The organism is Hymenobacter sp. HSC-4F20 (genome assembly GCF_019599275.1).
Classification (GTDB): domain Bacteria; phylum Bacteroidota; class Bacteroidia; order Cytophagales; family Hymenobacteraceae; genus Hymenobacter.
In genome coordinates this window covers 690,499-708,399 of the sequence record NZ_JAHZTD010000002.1, presented here as the reverse complement: position 1 = coordinate 708,399, position 17,901 = coordinate 690,499, and the positions used below count along the sequence as shown (strand labels likewise).

At 58.7% G+C, this 17,901-nt stretch carries 14 protein-coding genes; 8 read left to right on the top strand and 6 right to left on the bottom strand.

The genetic code is table 11. The annotated features are described in order from the left end of the window. Positions 1-45: 45 nt before the first annotated feature. Positions 46-1,131, bottom strand: a complete 1,086-nt coding sequence (locus K3G63_RS12830; protein WP_220614498.1) for a lysylphosphatidylglycerol synthase transmembrane domain-containing protein — start codon at positions 1,129-1,131, stop codon at positions 46-48. 434 nt (positions 1,132-1,565) lie between these two features. Between K3G63_RS12830 and dxs the strand changes: the two genes are divergently transcribed. The 4 genes from dxs to K3G63_RS12810 all read left to right on the top strand — a co-directional run bounded on the left by dxs (position 1,566) and on the right by K3G63_RS12810 (position 6,194). After that, a complete protein-coding gene (gene dxs / locus K3G63_RS12825; RefSeq protein ID WP_220614497.1) occupies positions 1,566-3,509 on the top strand; it encodes a 1-deoxy-D-xylulose-5-phosphate synthase in 1,944 nt (647 codons plus the stop codon). A 353-nt stretch (positions 3,510-3,862) separates the two neighbouring features. Then, positions 3,863-4,411: a YceI family protein gene (locus K3G63_RS12820; RefSeq protein WP_220614496.1), complete on the top strand. Its 549-nt coding sequence runs from the start codon at positions 3,863-3,865 to the stop codon at positions 4,409-4,411. Between the two features lie 141 nt (positions 4,412-4,552). Next, complete coding sequence (locus K3G63_RS12815; RefSeq protein ID WP_220614495.1) at positions 4,553-5,320, top strand: alpha/beta fold hydrolase; 768 nt, start codon at positions 4,553-4,555, stop codon at positions 5,318-5,320. Between the two features lie 85 nt (positions 5,321-5,405). Further along, positions 5,406-6,194 carry an alpha/beta fold hydrolase gene (locus K3G63_RS12810; protein WP_220614494.1) on the top strand — a complete coding sequence of 263 codons (789 nt, stop codon included), beginning with the start codon at positions 5,406-5,408 and terminating at the stop codon, positions 6,192-6,194. 70 nt (positions 6,195-6,264) lie between these two features. On the opposite strand, the gene K3G63_RS12805 is transcribed toward K3G63_RS12810, so the two are convergent. Together K3G63_RS12805 and K3G63_RS12800 are read right to left on the bottom strand one after the other, a co-directional pair. After that, positions 6,265-6,765: a hypothetical protein gene (locus K3G63_RS12805; RefSeq protein ID WP_220614493.1), complete on the bottom strand. Its 501-nt coding sequence runs from the start codon at positions 6,763-6,765 to the stop codon at positions 6,265-6,267. 117 nt (positions 6,766-6,882) lie between these two features. Continuing rightward, positions 6,883-7,881 (bottom strand): aspartate-semialdehyde dehydrogenase, encoded by a 999-nt coding sequence (locus K3G63_RS12800; protein WP_220614492.1) that lies wholly within the window; start codon positions 7,879-7,881, stop codon positions 6,883-6,885. A 147-nt stretch (positions 7,882-8,028) separates the two neighbouring features. Between K3G63_RS12800 and K3G63_RS12795 the strand changes: the two genes are divergently transcribed. The 3 genes from K3G63_RS12795 to K3G63_RS12785 all read left to right on the top strand — a co-directional run bounded on the left by K3G63_RS12795 (position 8,029) and on the right by K3G63_RS12785 (position 11,719). Then, entirely contained in the window at positions 8,029-10,638 is a 2,610-nt protein-coding gene (locus K3G63_RS12795) for a lamin tail domain-containing protein (protein ID WP_220614491.1), read from the top strand. Between the two features lie 161 nt (positions 10,639-10,799). After that, on the top strand, positions 10,800-11,192 hold the full coding sequence (locus K3G63_RS12790) for a hypothetical protein (RefSeq protein ID WP_220614490.1): 393 nt from the start codon (positions 10,800-10,802) through the stop codon (positions 11,190-11,192). Between the two features lie 152 nt (positions 11,193-11,344). Beyond that, complete coding sequence (locus tag K3G63_RS12785) at positions 11,345-11,719, top strand: hypothetical protein (protein WP_220614489.1); 375 nt, start codon at positions 11,345-11,347, stop codon at positions 11,717-11,719. A 77-nt stretch (positions 11,720-11,796) separates the two neighbouring features. Here the strand turns inward: K3G63_RS12785 and K3G63_RS12780 are convergent, their stop codons facing one another. The 3 genes from K3G63_RS12780 to K3G63_RS12770 form a co-directional block, all read right to left on the bottom strand. Further along, positions 11,797-12,660 carry a transporter gene (locus K3G63_RS12780; RefSeq protein WP_220614488.1) on the bottom strand — a complete coding sequence of 288 codons (864 nt, stop codon included), beginning with the start codon at positions 12,658-12,660 and terminating at the stop codon, positions 11,797-11,799. 113 nt (positions 12,661-12,773) lie between these two features. After that, positions 12,774-15,044, bottom strand: a complete 2,271-nt coding sequence (locus K3G63_RS12775; protein ID WP_220614487.1) for a TonB-dependent receptor — start codon at positions 15,042-15,044, stop codon at positions 12,774-12,776. A gap of 167 nt (positions 15,045-15,211) precedes the next feature. Then, the gene (locus K3G63_RS12770) at positions 15,212-16,588 is read right to left on the bottom strand and encodes an Nramp family divalent metal transporter (RefSeq protein ID WP_220614486.1); all 1,377 of its coding nucleotides are present in this window, start codon (positions 16,586-16,588) and stop codon (positions 15,212-15,214) included. A 247-nt stretch (positions 16,589-16,835) separates the two neighbouring features. Between K3G63_RS12770 and K3G63_RS12765 the strand changes: the two genes are divergently transcribed. Then, positions 16,836-17,861 carry a cation diffusion facilitator family transporter gene (locus tag K3G63_RS12765; protein ID WP_220614485.1) on the top strand — a complete coding sequence of 342 codons (1,026 nt, stop codon included), beginning with the start codon at positions 16,836-16,838 and terminating at the stop codon, positions 17,859-17,861. Positions 17,862-17,901: the final 40 nt, after the last annotated feature.

Genomic DNA, 17,901 nt, shown 5'->3' with positions numbered 1-17,901 from the left:
TGGGCACCCGGGAAGGATTCGTTGTTTTAGCACTCATCCGGAAGCTTAGGAGTGCATCACCTTCTTGGCTACGGGCTTGCCGAAGATGCGCGTAATCCAGCGGGGTAGGAAGATGGCGCCCAGCACCAGGTAGAGGTAGTACGTCACGATGCGGTAGAGCAGCACCATAAAGTTGGTCATGGTAGGCGTGCCGATGAACTTGCCGAAAAACGTAGGGAAGGCCCCTTCGGCAATGCCCGCGCCGCCCGGCGTAATGGCAATCAGCAGGATAACCTTATAGGTGAGGTTGCGGCCGAAAATCAGCCAGAACTCGGGCCAGGTAACATCAATAAAGGCTGAAATCAGGCACCCGATAACCAGGTAGCGGGCCGTCCAGACGAAAGCCGTGCTAAGCGAAGCGCGGAGCCAGTACGCCAAGCCATTGCCGCGCAACTCGGCCGAGGCCAGTACCATTTCGTTGCCCATTTTGTAAGCTTTGTTGCGGAAGCGCCGCAGCCCCCGCACCGAAAACAGGCGCACCAGCAGCCGCTTCACGGCCCGCGGGTTAATGAAAATGGCGTACATCATCAGCAAGGCATACACCGTTACGAACACGTAGCTCAGAATAAACCCTACCCGCAGCGTGGCCACCAACCCTCCTTGCAGGGCCTCGTGCGGATACAGCGCGTCGCCACCGATAAGAACCACCAGGGGCACGGCCAGCACATAGTACAGGTTATCGAGCATGGCCGTGGCCATGATGTAGGCCACCGATTTACCCAGCGGAATGCCTTCCTTATGCAGCAGCACCGGCGCAACGGCCGTTCCGCCCACCGCCGAGGGGAGCACACACGACGAAAACTCCCAGAGCATAATCACGTCTAGGGCGGCCCGCCAGCTCAGCACTTTTTGGGTGAGGTAGCGGATGCGGTACACGTAGCCGGCGTCGCGGGCTATCAGTACCACCAGCATCACGAGCAGCCACAGGGGTTTGGCATTGGCCAGCGGGGCCAGGTCGCCGGGCTTGTAGCTGCGCCAGAACATAAAGCCCACTACCCCTAGCCCAATCAGCACCGGAAGCAAAATCCGCGAGGGGCGGAGCTTATCCAGGAGTTGTTGGTCTTCGGTTTGGGTTTCGGTAAGCTGAGGCATGCGGCTGGGTGGGGTGAGAGTAGTAAAGGTACGGATTAGGGCAGGGGAGGATGTTAAAGAGCAGTTAATAGGTAGGATGACGAAGCCCAGGACAAGCACTAGGCCATAAGCGGAATAGCGTTCCGAGCGGCGTGAGCAAGCTGGCCTGCTACGTGCCCTAACGCCTCGAAATACCTAGAGCCGGCAGCTTCGAGTACGCCTGCGCAGGAGGCCCTGCTATTTCTTTGCCAGCCTTGTCCGGTCACGGATAATCTGTTACCTGTCGCCTCATCTTCTGATTCACCGAATTTCGTAACTCAGCAGTTCAACCGACCGTCTGGAAAACCCGTAACTTTGTCAGCTGTGTACAACAGTAGCTGGGAATAGGCTAACCTTTTAGTCCAGCTAGTTGTTGCCTTGCTACTTATCCCTCTTCTTCTACTTCCTACTGCCACATGATTGTTGAACCTGGTGCCCTGCTGGCGGAAATTAATTCCCCTGACGACCTTAAGAAGCTCAGCCCGGACCAGTTGGTGCAGGTCAGCCAGGAGCTACGGCAGTTCATCATCGATTCGGTGTCGATTTACGGTGGGCACTTCGGGGCTTCGCTGGGGGTAGTAGAGTTGACGGTAGCCCTGCACTACGTCTTCAACACGCCTTACGATCAGCTGGTATGGGACGTGGGGCACCAGGCCTACGGCCACAAAATCCTCACCGGCCGCCGCGACCGGTTCCCGACCAACCGCCGCTACCACGGCATGTCGGGCTTTCCGAAGCGCAGCGAAAGTGAGTACGACGCCTTCGGGGTAGGGCACAGCTCCACCAGCATTGGGGCCGCCCTGGGCATGGCCGTGGCATCGGAATACAAAGGCGAGAAAGACCGGCAGCACATTGCCGTTATCGGCGACGGGGCCATGACGGCCGGTATGGCCTTCGAGGCCCTGAATCACGCCGGCGTCGAGAAGTCTAACCTGCTGGTTATCCTCAACGACAACTGCATGAGCATCGACCCCAACGTGGGCGCGCTCAAAGAATACCTCACCGACATTACCACCTCCCGCACCTACAACAAAGTGCGCGACGAGCTGTGGAACGTGCTGGGCAAGCTCAGCAAGTTCGGCCCCAACCCCCAGCAGATTGCCCGCAAGGTGGAGTCGGCCATGAAGGCTACCCTGCTCAAGCAGAGCAACCTATTCGAGGCCCTGAACTTCCGCTACTTCGGCCCCGTGGACGGCCACGACGTGCAGCACCTGGCTACCATCCTTAACGACCTGAAGAGCATTCCCGGCCCGAAGATCCTGCACTGTGTAACGGTGAAGGGCAAAGGCTACGCTCTGGCCGAAAAAGACCAGACCCTGTGGCACGCGCCCGGCCTGTTCGATAAGGTAACGGGTGAAATCCACAAAAAAACCTACGAGAAGCCCCAGCCGCCCAAGTACCAGGACGTGTTTGGGGAAACCATTGTGGAGTTGGCCGAGCAGAACGACAAAATCATGGGTGTGACGCCGGCCATGCCTTCGGGCTGCTCGCTCAACATTATGATGAAGCAGATGCCCGACCGCGCCTTCGACGTGGGCATTGCCGAGCAGCACGCCGTGACCTTCTCGGCGGGCCTGGCCACGCAAGGGCTAGTGCCGTTCTGCAACATCTACTCCTCGTTCATGCAGCGCGCCTACGACCAGGTAGTGCACGACGTAGCCCTGCAGAACCTGCACGTTGTGTTCTGCCTCGACCGCGCCGGTTTCGCCGGCGCCGACGGCCCCACCCACCACGGCTGCTACGACCTGGCGTATATGCGCTGCATCCCCAACATGGTGGTTTCCGCGCCCATGAACGAGGAGGAGCTGCGCAACCTGATGTACACGGCTACGCTGCCCGAAAACGCGGGCCCCTTCAGCATCCGCTACCCCCGCGGTGAAGGCGTAATGCCCGAGTGGCGCAAGCCCCTGAAGAAGCTCACCATCGGCACGGGCCGCGTGGTGCGCGAGGGCGAAGGCGTGGCAGTGCTCAGCATCGGCCACATCGGCAACTACGCTGTGAAAGCCACCGACAAGCTGCTCGCCGAAGGCCTCAACCCCGGCCACTACGACATGCGCTTCTGCAAGCCCCTGGATGAGGAAATGCTGCACCGCATTGCCCGCCAATACCAAGCCATTGTCACCGTAGAAGATGGCTGCCTGCAGGGCGGCTTCGGCGCGGCCGTGCTGGAGTTCCTCGCCGACCACGGCTACGCCTTACCCGTGCGCCGCCTCGGCATCCCCGACCGTATCGTGGAGCACGGCACCCAGGACGAACTCTACAAGGAGTGCGGCTTCGACGCCGACGGTATTGCTGCCGCCATGCGCGAAATGGCCGGCAAAGTAGCCGCCCAAGCTCCGGCAGAACCGGTGCTGCTATAAGCTGATATTAATAGAATAGAAAAGCCCCGCTGGATTCATCTGGCGGGGCTTTCCCTTTTTAAGGCTGGCAAGTTCTAGTGAGCAGCGCTTAGCCGCCCGTTTTACTTCTGCTTATCGAGAACCTTCATTCCGAGTCGGGTAGGGACAACTGCCTTGTAGGCTACCTTTTTAAGCGCAACAAAGCAGAAGCAATAATGGCGTTTCTGCTTTACTATACAGGCCGAATATGGGAACTGAAAAATATTTATTCGTGTAGGTACATCAATTAAATAAATGTCTCTACATTTGTTCCGGATTCAGCGGGGCAGGTGCTCCCGAGTCTTTCAGTGTTACAAACCGCAACGCCTACCACTATGGCTACTACCACTTGGGTAATTGACCCTACCCACTCCGAAGTACAGTTCAAAATCAAGCACCTCGTTATTTCCACCGTTACGGGCTCATTTAAGAAGTTTGAAGGCCAGGCCGTAACCGAAAACGACAGCTTCGAGAATGCCCGCATCACGTTTGCCTTGGACGTGAACAGCATCGACACCAACCAGGAGCAGCGCGATGAGCACCTGCGCAACAACGACTTCTTCGACGCCGCTACCTACCCCCAAATCACCTTTACCTCGACTTCGCTGACCGCAAAAGGCGACGCCGAGTACAAGCTGACGGGTAACATGACCATTAAGAACGTGACCAAGCCCGTAACCCTCGACGTGGAGTTTGGCGGCGTGGCTACCGACTTCTACGGCAACGAAAAAGCCGGTTTTGAAATCAGCGGCAAAATCAACCGCAAGGAGTTTGGCCTGACGTTCCACGCCGTAACCGAAGCCGGCTCCATCGTCCTCGGCGACGACGTGAAGCTCTCGGCCAGCGTGCAGCTGGTGAAGCAGAAAGAGGAAGTAGCTGCCTAAGCTGCTTTGAGCCACCGGAGTGGGGCTCTCTAGAATAAAAACTTTGAAAGCACGTCAGCCTAAGCGCAGCAAAGGAGGACGTGCTTTTTTTGCGGTTCCGACTGGCAGTAGCGTATACTTGGGCTCTTAATTCAGCCTATCATGTCATCCTCCCAACCCACTATTCTTTTCCTCCACGGCTTTGCTGAAAGCCGCGAGGTCTGGACGGAGTTTACCCGCGAGTTTCCGGAGCGCTACCGTCTGCTGACTCTGAACCTGCTCGGGCACGGCACCAACGTGCACGACATCCGCGACTACTCTATGGAAGCGCAGGCGCGCTACGTAGCCGAGCAGCTGCGCCAGAAAAACGTGGAGCGGGCGCTGCTGGTGTGCCACAGCATGGGCGGCTACGTAGCCCTGGCTTTTGCGGAACGCTACCCCGAGATGGTGGCCGGACTGGTGCTGTTCCACTCCACGGCCCTACCCGATTCTGATGAGAAAAAGGCCAATCGGGACAAGAACAAGGACTTTGTGCGCCGCCACGGGGTAGAGAAGTTTATGGAGTCGTTTATCCGGCCGTTGTTTGCGCCCGCCAACCGGGAGTGCATGCTGGAGCAGCGCGAATTTCTGGAAGACATTGGCCGCTCTACGCCCGAGGCAACCGTGCTCGGCGCGCTGGAAGCCATGAAAAACCGCCCCGACCGAACCAAAGTGCTTGCGGAAGCCCGCTTCCCGGTGCTGTTCATTGCCGGCAAAGACGACGTGGCCGTGCCTACTGAAAGCCTGCTACCCCAACTAGCCTTGCCGGCCCAGAGCCACGCCCTGCTGCTCAGCGACGTAGGCCACCTGGGCTACTTCGAGGAGCCCGACCTAACGCGCCGGGCTGTAGTGGATTTTGCCGGAGCAGTGTTTGCGCCCGAAGCAAAGTAGCTCAGCCTTAACGACTAGCTGGCGTAAGCCGTAAGAAGAACAGGGCCACCCACATCGGGAGGCCCTGTTCTTTTTCCTTTTGTCTATGAGTAACCCCCGGCCTACCCTCGTTTTTCTGCACGGTTTCTTGGAAAGCAGTGAAATCTGGGATGAATTTCTGCGCGGCTTCCCTACCCAGTACCGTACTCTGCAGCTCAACCTGCCTGGTTACGGCCCGGAGCCCCAAACCGGCCTCGATTATTCCTTTGACGCCGCCGCCGACTACGTGCAAGCCCAGCTAAAAGCCGAAGGTGTGCACCAGGTGCTGTTGGTTGGCCACAGCATGGGCGGCTACGTGGCGTTGGCTTTTGCCGAGAAGTTTCCGGCTCAGGTGGCAGGGCTGTGCCTGTTTCATTCCTCGTCTCTGCCCGATTCAGAGGAAGACCGGGAGCGGCGGCAGCGCAACCGCGAGTTTATGGAGCAGCACGGGGTAGCGGCTTTCACCGAGGAATTCCTGAAGCCCCAGTTCTCAGCAGCCCACCGCGAATCTATGGAGCACCACGTAGAGATGCTGCAACGCATTGGCGCCGCCGTGCCCCTGGAAACGGCCCTGGGCAGCATGGAGGCCATGGCCCACCGGCCCGACCGGCGCCCGGTATTAGAAAAGGCTACCTACCCAGTTCTCTTTATTGCCGGCAAAGACGATAAAGCCGTGCCCCTGGAAAAGACCCACGAAGAAAGTCTGCTTCCCGACCACAGCACGGTTTTATGGCTGGCCAACGTAGGGCACGTAGGTTTTCTGGAGCGCCCCACCGATACCCGCAAAGCCATTGAAGGATTTGCCGAGCTGATATTCGGGAAAGATCAGCCCACAGCACAGCGCAACCAAGCCTAGTACTTCGCCAGGAACAGAAAAGTCCCCTCGACACCGCCGAGGGGACTTTTCTGTTAAAAAAATCTGCTGTTTACTGGACGGGCACCATTTTGTCGCGCAGGCTGGTGGGAACTTCCTCCAGAGACATAATGCGCAGGTTGGTTTTGTCGGCGGGGTTGAAGCCTTGGGCGCTAGGAGCCAACACACCTTGCATATCCCGGTCGGAAATGCGGAACATAGCGCCAGTTGCCGGATCCACAATCAGGAGCCCGATAAGGCCGCCGAAAAGGATGTTGCCGAAGTACCAGCCGTTGAGGTCAGCTTCCAGGGTCATGGTCTTATCATCGAAGCCGGGCTTCGAGAACTTAACCTGGTAGGTAGCTTTTGAGAAGTAGCCCGCACCCGACTTCAGGGTTACTGCGGTAGGGGCCACACCGCTGAATACTTCTTTACCATGTTTGTCGGTGACAGTAACGTTGGCACCAACCGGCACACTGCTGATAGCAACGGAGTAGCGGCTTTTGCTTACGATAGAGGCGCAGCTGCTTAGCGCGAGGGTAGCCGCCAGGGCCAGGGGTAGAGGTAATTTCATATAGTAAAAGGAAAAAGAGAAATCTAACTGCGTATGTATAAGTGCTATAGCACAATACAGGGCCCGAAGATAGTAGTCTCCGGGCCCTGTAGGTAGGCGGTATTCAAACAATCAAACTTATTCTTGTAGCAAGCCCATCTGTAGCATTTTTTCGGCAATCTGCACGGCGTTGGTGGCGGCCCCTTTGCGCAGGTTGTCGGCTACTACCCACATATTGAGGGTGCGGGGCTGGGTTTCATCGCGGCGAAGGCGGCCGACGAGGACGGCATCTTTGCCGTGGGCGTCCTTGGGCATGGGGTACACGTTGTTCTTCACGTCGTCGACGACTTCCACGCCTTCGGTTTCGCGCAGGATGCGGTACACGTCTTCCAGCTCAAATTCCTTTTCGAACTCCACGTTCACGGCTTCCGAGTGGCCCCCCACTACCGGAATGCGCACGGTGGTGGCGGTTACGCGGATGTTCTCGTCGCCCATGATTTTCTTGGTTTCCTTCACCATCTTCATTTCCTCCTTGGTGTAGCCGTTGTCCTCGAACACGTCGATGTGGGGCAGCACGTTTAGGTCGATGGGGTGGGGGTAGGCCTGGGAGGTTACCTCCGAGCCGGAGCGCTCCTGCATCAGCTGGTCCACGGCTTTCTTGCCGGTGCCGGTTACGCTCTGGTAGGTGCTCACCACAATACGCTGCACCGTGTAGGCTTCGTGCAATTTATTGAGGGCCACTACCATCTGAATGGTGGAGCAGTTGGGGTTGGCAATGATTTTATCTTCCGGAGTCAGCTCCTTGGCGTTGATTTCGGGCACCACCAGCTTTTTGGTGGGGTCCATGCGCCAGGCCGAGGAGTTGTCGATTACCACGGTGCCTACCTCTGCAAAACGCGGGGCCTCTTCCTTGGAAATAGAGCCGCCCGCCGAGAAGATGGCCACCGCGGGGCGCGCCGCAATGGCGTCGTCCATGCTCACCACCTTGTATTTCTGGCCCCGGAATTCAATTTCCTGACCTACCGATTTCTCGGAGGCCACGGGCAGGAGTTCAGTGACCGGGAAGTTGCGCTCGGCCAGTACTTTCAGCATTTCGCCCCCGACCAGGCCGGTGGCGCCTACTACGGCTACTTTCATGGGTTTCGGTGTTTATCGGGAGTAAAGGTACATTACGAATTGTGGTTATATTTCACCCAGGGTCAGGAGCAGGATGTAATAGCTACTACTACGTATTCCGCTATCCGCTGCTAGCCTATAAGTGCTACTTACTATCCTTCATTTCGCGTGAAACTGTTGCTATTGCTGGGCCTGTGCCTCGGCACCACTACTGCTACGGCCCAGCTTACCGATTCCTTCGCCGATGGCAATTTCAGCCAGAACCCCACCTGGACCGGCGACGCGGCGGCCTTTCAAGTAAATGCGGCCCAGCAGCTCCAAACCAACGGCCCCGCCGTTACTGGCACCCAAGTGCAGTTGGTAACGCCCTGCGCCGCCAGTACCGGCACTACCTGGGAATTCTGGGCCAACCTGAAGCTGGCTACCAGCGGCGGCAACTACGCCGATGTGTGGCTGATGGCCGACCAGCCCGACCTGAAAGCCGCTGGCACAAAAGGCTACTTTGTGCGCCTGGGCGGCACGCCGGACGAAGTGTCGTTATTTCGGAAGGATGCCACCGGCAGCCCTGTGTATGTCATCAATGGGCAAGATGCTACCCTCGGCTCTACCACCAACAACCTGGTGCGGGTGCGCGTAACCCGCACCACCCAGCACGTCTGGACCCTGGAGCGCGACCTGACCGGCGGCACTACATTCGTGCCCGAGGGCACGGCCACCGATGCTACCCATCAGCGCAGCGCCTACGTTGGGGTGTACGCTACCTATTCACAGGCCAACAGCCGGAACTTCTACTTCGATGATTTCCGGGTGACGGATGCCACTGCGCCCCTGCTTGTGGGGGCGGCGGTATCCACTGCCCGTCAGCTCGACCTGACGTTTAATGAGGCGGTAGCTGCTACCCCGCAACTCGGCAGCTACCGGCTTGCGGGCAGTGGCCCGGCCGTAACGGCCGCTCAGCGCGATGCCCTCGACCCAACCGTAGTGCACCTTACGCTGGCTGCCGATTTGCCCCTGGGCACCCTAACGGTAGAAGCCCGCACTGTGGCTGATGCCTTCGGTAATGTGGCGGCGGGCCCGCTTACGGCCACGTTCCAGAACATCGGCTTTCCGGTACTGCCTACCCTGAATCAGCTGCTCATTACGGAAATCTTTGCCGATGAAACGCCCGTGGTGGGCTTGCCGGCCTCCGAGTTCGTGGAAGTGCATAACCCCTCGGCTACGGCCGTCCTCGATTTGGCTGGGGTTCGGCTGCTGAAGCCGGGTAGCACTGGTAACCCGGCTATATTTCCGGCCGGGGCTACGTTGCTGCCGGGCGAGTACGCGGTAGTGTGCGGCAGTACCCGCGCCGCACAGTTTGCAAGCTACGGCAAGGTGTTCGGGCTAACCAATTTCCCCAGCCTGACGAACAGCAGCGACCAACTGGTGCTACGCGGCAAGGACGGCCGCACTTTGTTTGAAGTAGCCTACACCGACTCCTGGTACCGCGACACCCGCAAGAAAGACGGTGGCTGGACCCTGGAAATGATAGACCCCGCCAACCCTTGCGGCGGCGCCGAAAACTGGCAGACCAGCACCGATGCCAGCGGCGGAACGCCGGGCCGGGCTAACGCCGTGCGCGCCGCTGCCCCCGACCGTACGGCCCCAGCCTTGCAACGCGCCCTGGCCCTAAACCCCACTACCATACGGCTGTACTTTGGCGAAAAGCTCGACAGCACAGCCGCCGCATCCTCCGCGCTGTATACGCTTACGCCCGCCCCCACTATTACCCGCGTCGCGCCCATTAGCCCCGATTTTCGGATGGTAGACCTGACGGTGGCCGCGCCGCTAAGTGCCAACCAGCCCCTGACCGTGACCGTGCAGCGCGCAGTAGACTGCGTAGGCAATGCCAGCGGCCCGGCTACCTCCGCTACCTTTGCTTTGCCCGCACCCGTAGCACCCGGCGACGTCGTTATCAACGAAATCCTGTTTAATCCGCGCTCCGGCGGGGTTGATTTCGTGGAGGTGCTCAACCGCTCCGGCAAGTATCTGGACGTGCAGGGCTGGCAGCTGGGAAGCGAGAAAGCAGGTGGCAGCCTCGAAGTGGAAGTTGTAAGCAGCAGCCCCGTGCTCCTGCCGCCGGGTGGGTTGCTGGCGTTTACTACCAGTTCATCGGGGCTGCAAAGCCACTACCCCACCAGTAGTACGCCAGCCAACATAGTGCAGGTACCGGCCCTGCCTGCCTTCCCCGACGATGCTGGGGTAGTGGTGCTGCTGGATGCCCAGGCCCGGCCCCTCGACCGCCTTGCTTACTCCGAAAAACAACACCTCAAGCTGCTCGATGATGTAAACGGCGTATCCCTGGAGCGGATTCGGGCCGAGGGACCAAGTGAAGCGGCAAACTTCCACTCGGCGGCAGCCAGTGCCGGCTACGCTACCCCCGGCCGCCCTAATTCTCAGCAGCAGCCTGACCTCACGGGAGCCGGAATGTTCAGCGTAGCCCCGGAGCTTTTCACCCCCGACGACGACGGCCAGCAGGATTTCGCTACCCTAGACTATCAGCTCGATAATCCGGGCTACGTTGGCTCAGTGGCTATTTATGATGCGCATGGGCGGCTTACGCGGCAGCTGGTGCGCAATGAAACCCTGAGCACAAAAGGCTTCTGGCAGTGGGACGGCCTCACCGACCGGGGCCAGAAAGCCGCCGGCGGCTACTACGTGGTGCTGATTGAGCTATTTAAACCCGCCGGAGGACAGAAACAGCAGTATCGCCGGACGGTGGTAGTAGGCGCGCGGTTTTAGCCCGCACCCGTAGCATTATCGGAGGGAAGTAGGAGAACAGTAAGCTCCACGGTACACGGGAATCTAAATAAAAATCACAAAAAAATCTATACTCGACAATATCCTTTCAAAAAACTGGGCGTAAGAATAGGCAGTCATCTACCTCATAAACGTCTTACCCCATGAAAGTTATATCACCTCGCATGCACGGCATGCTCGACTACGGCACCATCGCCCTCTTTGCTCTGGCCCCCACGCTGTTCAATTTCGATGGCCCGTATGCTACGGCTTGCTACGTGCTGGCCGCCGGCTACCTGCTTATTACGCTGATGACCGATTTCCCATTGGGTGTAATGCGCATGATTCCGTTCCCGATGCACGGCGGGCTAGAGTTGGTGAGTGGCCTGGCCCTGCTGGCAGCTCCTTTCATTTTCGGTTTCCACGATGACAACACCCTGGCCCGTAACTTCTTCATGGTTATGGGGGTAGTCTTCCTGGGTTCGTGGATGCTGACCGACTGGCGCGCCGATACCCACGCGGCCAACAATATGAAAAACATAGCGCCCCAGCACTAAGCTGGCCCCATCAAAGCTTTGTAAAGGCCCGACACTGCTAGTTGTCGGGCTTTTTTATGGCTGAGGGTGAGAATGTTAGCTGGTGAGAGCCTGCATCCTTGCTGCCCCGAAAACGTATTTGCTTGTATCTGCCCACCTCAAGATTTTGCTTCATGAAAATTCTGTCGTCTACTGCCCACGGCTTCGTCGATGTGGCCTTTATTACCGTGCTGGCCATGGCTCCTATTATGTTTGATTTAGAGCCAGCCATTGATACGGCTTGCTTCGTGCTGGCTGGGGGCTACCTGCTCATTACCCTACTCACCGATTTTAAGCTGGGCCTGTTTCGTGTAATCCCCTTCCCGATTCACGGTTGGCTTGATTTACTGACGGGCATTGCCCTGCTGGCAGCTCCCTTCCTGTTTCACTTTCGTGATGGGGGAGCCGAGCGAAACCTCTTTTGGCTGCTAGGGCTAGTATCGGTAGTAACCTGGTTTATTACGGATTGGAAAGGCCAGACCCGCAGCATGATGACAGACCGCAGCTAATAGAGCTTGCGTTGTTAACAGGAAAACGGCCCGGTAGCAGAACAAGCTACCGGGCCGTTTTCTTGCTGCCGCGCTACCTAGCGCCGAAACGTAAACCCAACGAAAAACTCCCGGTCGGTTTCTTTACTCAGGGCCAGATGAGCGCCGAAATCCACTTGCAGGTTGGGGTTAAGAGTAAAGATGGGGGCCAGATTGAGGGAGGAGCGCCAGCCGCTATGCTGCGCGTCCCATTGCGTTACGCCTTCTACCAAGAAGCTGAACACCTCATTGAACTCGTGGTCGAGGGCAATGGAAGGCATTACCCGAGCGTAGTGTTTGCCTTCTTCCCGGTCATAATTCAGATCCGATTCAATCTGTAAATCGAGGTTAAACTGGTCGGGCAGCTCAATATTGACGGGCAGAATCAGGCCGCCTTCTACGCCGCCACTACCGGCCTGTCCGCCGGTGGGCAGGCGGGTGTAGGCTACTACGCCCATGGCAATAGGCCCTTCCTGGTCGTCGCCGAGAAAGTTGTGCTTTACCCGCAGGGCCACGTCGCCGAAGCTTGCTTGGCGCTGCCAGTTGGCTTCACCGGCTTCGCGCTCCTTGGACACTTTATAGAGCGGTACTTCCAGTTGCACATCAGTGCGCCGGCTCAGGCCCAGCTTCAGGGTAGTGTAGGCCACCTTCAACTCCCGACTGCGCGCATCTCCTTCACGCTCGTTGATGACGCGAAGCGCATCGGTTTCCGTTTGAAAATGGCCCGCATCTACCGTAAACGGGCTTTCCGTCACGCCGGGGCGGTCGGGGCGCAGGGGGCGCAGCCGGTTGCGCGGCACGGGCTTGAACAGACTGAAATGAGCCGAATCGTAGGGGCTCGGCTTAGGGGCTTTTTCTTGGGCTACAGCTACGGTAGCCAGCCCCAACAGGCCCAGCAAGGCGAGGCAAAAGACGGATTTCATGATATTGAGGGGAGAAAGAGAGTACGGTGCCCCTGATACGCAAGTACGCTACGGAGAGGTACTATTGCTGAGTATGAAGCTGGTAACCGGCTGAAATATAGATTTCTGGATAGTTACAGGGCGTAGCGCACCCCCAGAAACAGCCTTCTCCCCTGAATAGGCGCATAGTTGTAGCTGGTGTCAAAGGTGTAGCCCTGCGGGTTGTCTACCCCCACGTTTTTATCGAAGGGGTCGAAGGGCCGTAGCAGGGCGTGGCGGGGCAGAAAGTTGAACAGGTTCTTCAGGCCGCCGTACAGCTCCAGCCCTTCGCGCAGCTTGCGCGTGGCCTGAATGTTCTGCAGGGCATACCAGGGCGAGCGGCCGGGCCGGAAGTCGTTCGGGAAGACGGGCAACGCCATGGGGCTGCTCACCTGGCCGGTGTAATCCAGCGCGAGGCCCAGCTTTTCCCAAGTGTAGCTCACGGCCCAGGTACCCGAGAAAGGCGGCGAATGGAACTGCGCTACCAGGCGCCGCGGACCGCCTTCCAGCGGCTGCTCCCGCCGGAATACGTCCAGCAAAGTCACGCCCAGCATCACCTTCAGGGGGCGAGACAGAGCCAGGTCGGTGTTCAGAGTTAGGCCCCGGCTGATGGCGTACCCATCGAGGTTGCGGTAGATGATTTGGTTGGGGTTAGTGTCGTAGTCGGGGCTGATTTTGTTGGTGAAGTAGGTGTAGAACACGCTGCCATCGAGGGTGAGGGTAGCGCCGCTGGGTAGCTGCAGAAAGCGGTTGTAGTTCACGTTCACGTTCCAGCTCCGCTCAGGCTCCAGAGCTTCGGGTACCACTACCTGCCGAGCGCCGGTAAGGGCCGCGTGGTCCTCGGTGAACAAATTCACTACCCTATACCCGTTGCCCAACCCCACGCGCCACACCTGGCTACCATCGGGCTGGCCCCACTTGTAGTTCAGGCGCGGACTCAGGATGTTGCCGTGGCGGGAGTTGTAGTCGTAGCGCAGCCCCATGAGCAGGGTCGCGTCGGGCGTGAGGCGCCACTCGTCCTGCACGAACAGGCCGGGCAATTGCACAAGGTCGGGGGCGTTACGGCGCGTATCGTTGGGGCCCGCCGCCGCGGTAGCGGGCGTGTTGTCATCGTACCAGGTGAGGCGGTAGGTGGCGCCCGTGAGCAGGTTGTGCCGGATGCTCAGCTCCTTGGCCCAGGTCAGCTGCCCAAAGCCCACGCGCTGCACCGCTTTGTAAAGGGTAGTGCCGTAAGCCGAGTTCTGGTTGTGCTGGTTGAAGGTGCCACTGAGCAAAAGCTTCTGGCCCCGCACCGGCAATTGGTACTGGCCCAACAGCTCGTAACGGCTCGTGTACACGCTTTCCCCGTAAATGCTGTCCAGGCCGCGGTGCTCGGGGTTCCAGTTCAGCTGCCCCCCGAACCGGTCTTCGTAGTAATAGCGGCCGGCCAGACTAGCTATTTGCTGCTCGGGCCGCGCCCAGGTCCACTTATTGAATACCGACACGCGCTGCTGCGTCGGCACGTCGGTAAAGCCGTCGTTGTTCACGTCGCGGCGCTGGTTGTAGTGGTAGAGGTTAGTGCTGAGTAGGGTGGAGGCTGTGCCAAACTTGCGCGCCACGCCCAGATCGAGGTTCACGTCGCGGTGAGAGGTAGCAAACACATCGGCCGAAAAGCGCGGAGCCTTCGCCGGGTTTTTGGTGATGACGTTGATAAGCCCGCCCACGGCCTCGGAGCCGTAGAGGGTGGAAGCCGGGCCTTTTACTACCTCTACCCGCTCAATGAGGCTGCTCGGGATGCCGCTCAGCCCGTACACCGTGCTCAGGGAGCTCACCAGCGGCATACCGTCAATCAGCACCATCGTGTACGGCCCTTCCAGCCCGTTAATGTGGATGTCGCCGGTGCCGCACACGTTGCAGTTCAGCTGAGGCCGCACCCCGTTAATCATCGTTAGGTTCTCGAACAGGCACACCGCCGGGTTTTTCCGAAACAGCTTGGGCGAGTACAGCTCCACCGCCACCGGCGACTCACTCCGTACTACTTCATTCAAAGTGCCGCTTACTACCACGTCGCCGAGGGCATTGGGGCCGGGGTTCAGGCTGAGGTGGAGGGTAGTGGTTTGGCCCGCCGTGACGGTTATGTTCCGCTCGGTAGGTAGCAGCCCCACGGCGCTACCCACCAGCCGGTAGCTGCCCGCGGGCACATTGGGCACCACGTAGCCGCCGTGCTCATCGGCAGTAGTACCCAGGGTAGTTCCCTTCAGCCCGATGCTGGCAAACGGCACCTCTTTCCCCTCAGAGCGTACTACCCCCCGCACCGTGCCCGTAGGTTGGGCAACAACGGCTACGCCGCTCATCATCAAGACCAACCAAAGTAAGAGTTGTTTCATTTTAGCGGGCTATGGTGATAATATTTAGATGAGTCTAAATCTGTCGAGCTTAAAAAAGCGCGGCAGTGCGCGCTAGTGTTCATCTGGTGAAGCTAGAGCCTAGCTCCCCTCCTCATCTGAGGAGAGGAGCTAGATTCCTACCTGAGATTTTATCTGTAGGGAGTTGCCTACCCGAAAAACGTTTCCCAGAGCAGGTACACGTTCAGCAAAATGATGATGCCGGAGACAAACCAGGCCAGCACCTGCACCCAGGGCTTGTTCACGAACACCCCCATTTTGGCCTTGCTGCCCGTAAACATCACCAGCGGCACCACCGCAAAGCTGAGCTGGAACGACAGGATAACCTGGCTTAGCACGAGCAGCTCGCCGGTACCTTTCTCGCCGTACAGAATGGTCACGATGAGGGCCGGCACCACGGCAATGCCGCGGGTAATCAGGCGGCGGAGCCAGGGCTTGAGGCGCAGGTTCAGGAAACCTTCCATGACAATCTGCCCGGCCAGGGTGCCCGTGAGGGTAGAGTTCTGGCCCGAGGCCAGCAGCGCCACGGCAAACACAATGGAGGCCATGCTGGCCCCCAGCACCGGCGCCAGCAGCTCGTAGGCTTGGTTGATGTCGGCGACTTCGTGGTGGCCGTTTTTGTGGAAGGCCGCCGCGGCCGTCACCAGAATGGCGGCATTCACGAAGAAGGCCAGAAACAAGGCCACCGTGCTGTCGATGGTAGCAAACTTGATGGCCATGCGCTTGCCCTGCTCCGTCTGCTCAATGGCGCGCGTTTGCACAATGCTGGAGTGCAGGTACAGGTTGTGGGGCATCACGGTAGCGCCCAGAATACCGATGGCCACGTAAAGCATGCCCGGCGTAGTAACTACCTCGGGCCGAGGGACTAATCCGCCCAGAATGCCAAACCAGTCGGGGTTCGAGACGATGATTTCATACAGGAAGCAGCCGAAAATCAGCACAATTAGGCCGGCCACGATGCTTTCCAGCACCCGGAAGCCCTTGTGCTGAAACAGCAGCACCACCAGCACGTCCAGAATAGTCAGGACTACCCCCCAGGGCAGCGGCAACCCAAACAGCAGGTTCAGGGCAATGGCCGAGCCGATAACCTCGGCCAGGTCGCAGGCGGCAATGGCTACTTCGCACAGAAACCACAGTACCATGGACACCGGCTTCGAGAAATGGTCGCGGCAGGCCTGGGCCAGGTCGCGCCCCGTCACGATGCCCAGCTTGGCGGCCAAGTGCTGGAGCAGCATGGCAAACAAATTGGAAATCAGAATGACGGAAAGCAACGTATAGCCGAAGCGGGAGCCGCCGGCAATGTCGGTGGCCCAGTTGCCGGGGTCCATGTAGCCCACGGCCACCATCAGGCCTGGCCCCCAAAAGGCTAGCAGCTTGCGCCAGAACGAGGCATCGTGAGCGGGCACCCGAATGGTGGCAAACACCTCCTGCAACGACGGAGCCGTGCGGGCGTGGCGCCAGCCCGACTCGGGTGGCGTTTGAGCAGTAATTTCTGTATCGGGCGTAGAAGGTAACACTGAAGGCATAGGGGCGGGCAGATGATCCGGCGAAAAGCCAGAGGCGCTGTAACTCACAAAGAAAGCAGAATTTAGAGCTGCCTAAATTTATTTTTAAGACAGTCTATCTACTGCTTTTGTTTTAAAAAGTTGCCGCCCCTGCCAGATACCAGGAATTTCCCGGAATTTTGCGCCCCTTTTTCGTGTCTTTGCTTGCCTACCCCCGAAAACCAGCCGAAGCCGCCTGCGGTATACGCTAGGTCCTTATCCCCTCCGAATGGCTTCCCGACTGCTTGCCCGCTCCATCTTTTCGCTGCCGCTGAAAACGCGCTTTGCTTTGCTTTCCCTGGTGGTGAGCGTGGTGCTGGTAGCGGTGAAGTTCTACGCCTGGCTGCTGACCCGCTCTCAGGCCGTTCTGACGGATGCGCTGGAGTCGATTATTAACGTAGTTGCCAGCGGATTTGCCCTCTACAGCATCTACCTGGCCAGCCTGCCCAAGGACGAAAACCACCCCTACGGCCACGGCAAAATCGAGTACCTCTCGGTAGGGTTCGAGGGCGGGCTGATTCTGATGGCGGGCGCGTATATTTTTTATACTGCTCTGGGCACTTTGCTGCACCCGCACCCCATAGCCCGCCCAGATTGGGGCATGATTCTGCTGGCCATTACTTCCTTGGTGAACCTGGCAGTTGGTTTTCTGTTGGTGCGCGCCGGCACGCAGCACCACTCGCCTACCCTCGTCGGCGACGGGCAGCATTTATACCTCGATGCGGTAAGTACGCTGGTGTCGTGCGCGGCGCTGCTGCTGGTAGTGCTTACGGGCAACGTCGTCTACGACTCAGCTGCCGCCCTGATTCTGGGCGTGTTCATTGTGGTGAATGGCTACCGAATGGTGCGGCGCTCGGTATCGGGGCTGATGGATGAGGTAGATGTATCCACCGTGCAGCACGTAGTGGCCGAGCTGCAGGAACACCGCGAACCAGCCTGGATTGACGTGCACAACCTGCGCGTGGTGCGCTACGGTGCCAACCTGCACATCGACTGCCACGTGACCATGCCTTACTACTTCAGCCTGGAGCAAACCCACGCCGAGGTGCACAACATTGAGGTGCTGGTAGACCAGGAGTTTGAAGTGCAGGTAGAAATGTTCGTCCACGCCGACCCCTGTACCTTCGCGGCCTGCTCCCACTGCCACATGCCCGACTGCCCGGTGCGCCAGCACCCGTTCAGCCAGGAAATTCCCTGGACTCTAGCCAACGTAGTGAAGAATGAGCGGCACCAGCTGGCCGAGGTGATGGAGTAAAGAGGACATGAAATAGGTTCTCCCCTAACACGCCATCACC

Bases quoted from the DNA above. Each gene is read 5' to 3' on its own strand.
- K3G63_RS12830 (WP_220614498.1), bottom strand. From the start codon at position 1,131: ATGCCTCAGCTTACCGAAACCCAAACCGAAGACCAACAACTCCTGGAT.
- dxs (WP_220614497.1), top strand. From the start codon at position 1,566: ATGATTGTTGAACCTGGTGCCCTGCTGGCGGAAATTAATTCCCCTGAC.
- K3G63_RS12820 (WP_220614496.1), top strand. From the start codon at position 3,863: ATGGCTACTACCACTTGGGTAATTGACCCTACCCACTCCGAAGTACAG.
- K3G63_RS12815 (WP_220614495.1), top strand. From the start codon at position 4,553: ATGTCATCCTCCCAACCCACTATTCTTTTCCTCCACGGCTTTGCTGAA.
- K3G63_RS12810 (WP_220614494.1), top strand. From the start codon at position 5,406: ATGAGTAACCCCCGGCCTACCCTCGTTTTTCTGCACGGTTTCTTGGAA.
- K3G63_RS12805 (WP_220614493.1), bottom strand. From the start codon at position 6,765: ATGAAATTACCTCTACCCCTGGCCCTGGCGGCTACCCTCGCGCTAAGC.
- K3G63_RS12800 (WP_220614492.1), bottom strand. From the start codon at position 7,881: ATGAAAGTAGCCGTAGTAGGCGCCACCGGCCTGGTCGGGGGCGAAATG.
- K3G63_RS12790 (WP_220614490.1), top strand. From the start codon at position 10,800: ATGAAAGTTATATCACCTCGCATGCACGGCATGCTCGACTACGGCACC.
- K3G63_RS12785 (WP_220614489.1), top strand. From the start codon at position 11,345: ATGAAAATTCTGTCGTCTACTGCCCACGGCTTCGTCGATGTGGCCTTT.
- K3G63_RS12780 (WP_220614488.1), bottom strand. From the start codon at position 12,660: ATGAAATCCGTCTTTTGCCTCGCCTTGCTGGGCCTGTTGGGGCTGGCT.
- K3G63_RS12775 (WP_220614487.1), bottom strand. From the start codon at position 15,044: ATGAAACAACTCTTACTTTGGTTGGTCTTGATGATGAGCGGCGTAGCC.
- K3G63_RS12770 (WP_220614486.1), bottom strand. From the start codon at position 16,588: ATGCCTTCAGTGTTACCTTCTACGCCCGATACAGAAATTACTGCTCAA.
- K3G63_RS12765 (WP_220614485.1), top strand. From the start codon at position 16,836: ATGGCTTCCCGACTGCTTGCCCGCTCCATCTTTTCGCTGCCGCTGAAA.